The following is a 4,787-nucleotide window of genomic DNA, read 5'->3' on the forward strand; positions in this document are numbered from 1 at the left end:
ACAGCGGCCGGTCCTCGGGCCGGTCCTGGCCGTAGGTGGCGAGCAGGGCCTGCGCCTCGATGGGGTCGCCGAGCTTGGTGCCGGTGCCGTGCGCCTCGACCACGTCCACGTCGGCCGTGGTCAGGCCGGCGTCGGTGAGGGCGGCGCGGATGACCTGTTGCTGCGACGGCCCGTTGGGCACGGTGAGGCCGCTGGACGCGCCGTCCTGGTTGACCGCCGAGCCGCGGATCACGGCGAGGATCCGGTGGCCGTTGCGGCGGGCGTCCGACAGGCGCTCGAGCAGGAGCATGCCGACGCCCTCGCCCCAGCCGGTGCCGTCCGCCGCGTCGGCGAACGCCTTGCACCGGCCGTCGGAGGACATCGCGCCCTGCCGGCTGAACTCCTGGAAGGTGCCCGGCGTCGACATCAGGGCGACGCCCCCGGCGGCGGCCAGGGTGCACTCCCCGTTGCGCAGGGCCCGGGTGGCGAGGTGCAGGGCCACCAGGGAGGACGAGCAGGCGGTGTCCACGGTCACCGCCGGGCCCTCCAGGCCGAGGGTGTAGGAGACGCGGCCGGACAGCACGCTCGCCGAGCCGCCCACCACCACGTGGCCCTCGACGTTCTCGGCGCTGTTCGGCAGCAGCATCGGGTAGTCCTGGCCGTTCGTGCCGACGAACACGCCGGTGCGGCTGCCGCGCAGCGACCCGGGGGCGATGCCCGACCGCTCGAACAGCTCCCAGGAGGTCTCCAGCACCAGCCGCTGCTGCGGGTCCATCGCCAGCGCCTCGCGCGGCGAGATGCCGAAGAACGACGCGTCGAACTCGGCGGCGTCGTGCAGGAATCCGCCCTGGTCGCTGTGGGAGGAGCCCGGGCCGTCCTGGCCGGCCTGCACCGCCGCCTCCCAGCCGCGGTCGTCGGGGAACGCGCCGACGGCGTCCGTGCCGTCGGCCACCAGCCGCCACAGGTCCTCGGGCGAGGCGACCCCGCCCGGGAAGCGGCAGGCCATGCCGACGATCGCGACGGGCTCCCGCGCGGCGGAATCCGCCTCGCGCAGGCGCTGCTTCGCCTGACGCAGCTCGGCCGTCATCCACTTCAGGTGATCGAGCAGCTTTTCTTCACTTGCCATGGAAATGCCCCGCCCTCGTGGAAGCCGTCGCTCTCTCGTCCGTTCATGGCGATCAGTCCCGTGTCCGGATCGATGCCCATGGACGACGGAAACGGCGGCCGGCAGGCGGCGTCATCGAAAGCACCCATGATCGCCCTCAAGAAAGGAAGCTATGCAGTGGAATTGACGTCCACAACCCCTAACCGTGCGGCATCGGTCTTCGTGCCGGCGCTCTGATCAGGAATTCCACCCCGGTTCCGGCGAAATTCTAGCTGCTTTGTATCAACTGTTTACCGAATGTCTTCCACAGCGCAGGGCGATTCGTCGTGCCTGCCGGTCCGGTGCGTGAACTTCCCTTCCACGTGACGAGGGCGCCTGATGCCAAGACTCCTGCAGCCAACCGTTCCCCAGCAGCAACCCGAATGGCCCGATCCCGAGCGGCTCGACGAGGTCAGGCGGACGCTCGAGGCGAGCCTGCCGATCGTCGTGCCCCGCGAGAGCGACCTGCTCAAGCGCCGGCTGGCGGCGGTCGCCGAGGGCCGCGCCCTGCTCCTGCAAGGAGGTGACTGCGCCGAACGGCTGCACACCTCCCTCGACGACGTGGAGAGGAGGATCGACACCCTGAGCCGGATGGCCTCGCTGCTGTCCGAGTCCTTCCTGCTGCCCGTGGTCGTGGTGGGGCGGCTGGCCGGCCAGTACGCCAAGCCCCGCTCCAGCGCCTACGAGACCCGGGACGGCGTGACGCTGCCCTCCTACCGCGGCGACTCCGTCAACGGGCCGGAGTTCACCGCCGCGGCCCGCACGGCCGATCCCTACCGGATGCTTCGCGCCCACCAGGCCGCCGCGGCGACCATGAACATGGTCCGCGCGCTCGTCGGCCACCGCGCCGGATCCCCGGACACGCACGTCCCGGAGGAGATGTTCGTCTCCCACGAGGCCCTGCTGCTCGACCACGAGACGCCACTGACCCGTGTCGACCCCCGCACCGGCCGTACCTACGCCGGCACCGGCCACCTGCTGTGGGCCGGTGAGCGCACCCGCGACCCCGACGGGGCGCACATCGCCTTCCTCGCCGGCGTCGCCAACCCGGTCGCCGTCAAGCTCGGACCCGCCGCCGAGCCCGACGAACTGCTGGCCCTGGTCGAGCGCCTCGACCCCGACCAGGAACCGGGGCGGCTCACCTTCGTCGTCCGCATGGGCGCCGGGGCGGTCCGCGAACGGCTGCCCCTGCTGGTGGAGAAGGTCGCCGCCTCCGGAGCCCGCGTCGGCTGGGTCTGCGACCCCATGCACGGCAACACCTACACCGCTCCCACCGGCCACAAGACCAGGGCCTTCGACGACGTCCTCGACGAGATCACGGGCTTCTTCGAGGTCCACCACGCCCTCGGCACCCACCCGGGCGGGATCCACCTGGAGATGACCGGGCAGGACGTGACGGAGTGCGTGGGCGCGGCGGGAGTCGGCCACGAGGACCTGCCGCGCCGGTACGAGTCCTCCTGCGATCCCCGCCTGAACCGTGGGCAGTCCGTCGAACTCGCCCGGCGCGTCGCCGGCCTCGCCGCCGGCCGGTCCGCCGGAGCCGGGGCGTGGCGATGACCGCCGCCGGATAGGGGTGTCCCCACCCCGGAATTCAGGGGTTGAGCGCCGTCGACGTCCCGGAATAGCGTCCGGGAGGGATTCCTGTCGAGGGGAGGACCGGGAAGAACGGGCCCGCTCGAGGTGGACTCGAGTCCCGATCGGTTCCCGTTCGGTACTTTCCTCGCCGGGAAAACGCGGAGCGCCGGAAAACGCTCCGGAGGCCCGCGATTCCTGCGCGCTCGGGAGAATTCCCGGGTCTCTGTGTCGACGCAATGCGCTGGCTGCTGCCCAGGGTGGGGATGAATGGCGAACGAAGAGACGCTCCGGGACTACCTGAAGCTGGTCGCGGCGGACCTGCACCAGACGCGACAGCGCCTGCGTGAGGTGGAGGCCCGCGACAGCGAACCCATCGCCGTCGTCTCGATGGGATGCCGCTACCCGGGAGGTGTGCGCACACCCGAACAGCTCTGGCGGCTGGTCGCCGCGGGGACCGACGCCATGTCCGGTTTCCCGCGCGACCGCGGCTGGCCCCTCGAGTCGCCGGACGGCACGGACTTCTGCGAGGAAGGCGGCTTCGTCCACGACGCGACCGACTTCGACCCCGCCTTCTTCGGCATCTCCCCGCGCGAGGCCCTGGCCATGGACCCGCAGCAGCGGCTCCTGCTGGAGGTCGCCTGGGAGACGCTCGAGGCCGCCGGCATCACCCCCGAGTCCCTCGCCGGGACCCGGACCGGGGTGTTCGCGGGCACCACCGGCCAGGACTACGCGCACCTGCTCGCGCCCCCGCCCCCGGGCACCGAGGGCTACGTCCTCACCGGCACGGCCGCCAGCGTCGTGTCCGGCCGCATCGCCTACACCCTCGGCCTGGAGGGACCCGCCGTCTCCGTCGACACGGCCTGTTCCACCTCCCTGGTGAACATCCACCTCGCCGTGCAGTCCCTGCGCAACGGCGAGTGCTCCCTCGCCCTCGCCGGCGGGGCCACCGTCATGTCGACGCCCAGCGCCTTCGGAGGCTTCAGCGAACAGGGCGGCCTCGCCGCCGACGCCCGGTGCAAGGCCTTCTCCGCGGCCGCCGACGGCACCGCGTGGAGCGAGGGCGTGGGCGTGCTGCTGCTGGAGCGGCTGTCGGACGCCCGGCGCAACGGCCACCGGGTGCTGGCGGTGGTGCGGGGCTCCGCCGTCAATCAGGACGGCGCCAGCAACGGCCTCACCGCCCCCAACGGGCCCTCGCAGCAGCGCGTCATCCTGGACGCCCTCGCCGCCGCCCGCCTCACCGCCGCCGACGTCGACGCGGTGGAGGCGCACGGCACCGGCACGAGGCTCGGTGACCCCATCGAGGCCGAGGCGCTGCTCGCCACCTACGGCCAGGAGCGCCCCGCGGACGGCCGGCCGCTGCGGCTCGGCTCCCTGAAGTCCAACATCGGCCACACCCAGGGCGCCGCCGGAGTCGGCGGCGTCATCAAGATGGTCATGGCGATGCGGCACGGGATGCTTCCGAAGACCCTGCACGCCGACGAGCCCACCCCGCACGTCGACTGGACCGCCGGCGCCGTCGAACTGCTGCGCGAGCCGGTCGCCTGGCCGCCGGCCGCCGGCTCACCGCGCCGGGCCGGTGTGTCGTCGTTCGGCATGAGCGGCACCAACGCGCACGTGATCCTGGAGGAGGCACCGGCCGAGGAGCCGTCCGCCGAGCCGGAGACGGCTCCCGTCCCGGCGGGTGCGGTGACGGTGCCGTGGGTGCTGTCCGCCAAGTCGGAGCAGGCGCTCGAGGCCCAGGCGGAGAGCCTGCTGGCCCACGTCCGGGAGAACCCGGACGTGCCCGTCGCGGACATCGGCCACTCCCTGGCGCTGACGCGGACGGCCTTCACCCACCGTGCGGCGGTGGTCGCCTCGGACCTCGACGGCTTCGAGGCAGCGCTGTCCGCCCTGGCGGAGGGCCGCCCGACGCCCGGCGCGGTGCGCGGCGCGTCGGCGGGGGGCGCCCGTCCGGTGTTCGTGTTCCCGGGTCAGGGCGCGCAGTGGGCGGGGATGGCGGTCGAACTGCTCGACTCCTCGCCGGTGTTCGCGGCGCGGATGGCGGAGTGTGCTGCGGCGCTGGCTCCGCACATCGACTGGTCGCTGCTGG

General features: G+C 72.9%; 4 protein-coding genes. 2 read left to right on the forward strand and 2 right to left on the reverse strand.

Annotation, left to right across the window (positions count from 1 at the left end):
- Together A2U95_RS27075 and A2U95_RS27080 are read right to left on the reverse strand one after the other, a co-directional pair.
- A partial coding sequence (locus A2U95_RS27075) for a beta-ketoacyl synthase N-terminal-like domain-containing protein (RefSeq protein WP_206283080.1) occupies positions 1 to 1,105 on the reverse strand: 1,105 nt, incomplete at its 3' end.
- Positions 1,072 to 1,245, reverse strand: coding sequence for a hypothetical protein (locus A2U95_RS27080; protein ID WP_166027806.1), 174 nt, complete (start codon positions 1,243 to 1,245; stop codon positions 1,072 to 1,074). The genes A2U95_RS27075 and A2U95_RS27080, both read right to left, overlap by 34 nt.
- Positions 1,246 to 1,462: 217 nt before the next feature.
- Between A2U95_RS27080 and A2U95_RS27085 the strand changes: the two genes are divergently transcribed.
- A complete protein-coding gene (locus tag A2U95_RS27085; protein ID WP_166027808.1) occupies positions 1,463 to 2,680 on the forward strand; it encodes a 3-deoxy-7-phosphoheptulonate synthase in 1,218 nt (405 codons plus the stop codon).
- 285 nt (positions 2,681 to 2,965) lie between these two features.
- Positions 2,966 to 4,787, forward strand: a 1,822-nt coding sequence (locus tag A2U95_RS27090) for a type I polyketide synthase (protein WP_166027810.1), incomplete at its 3' end; no start/stop codon positions are given.

Origin of the sequence: Streptomyces chilikensis (assembly GCF_001642695.1) — a bacterium.
Lineage (GTDB): Bacteria > Actinomycetota > Actinomycetes > Streptomycetales > Streptomycetaceae > Streptomyces > Streptomyces chilikensis.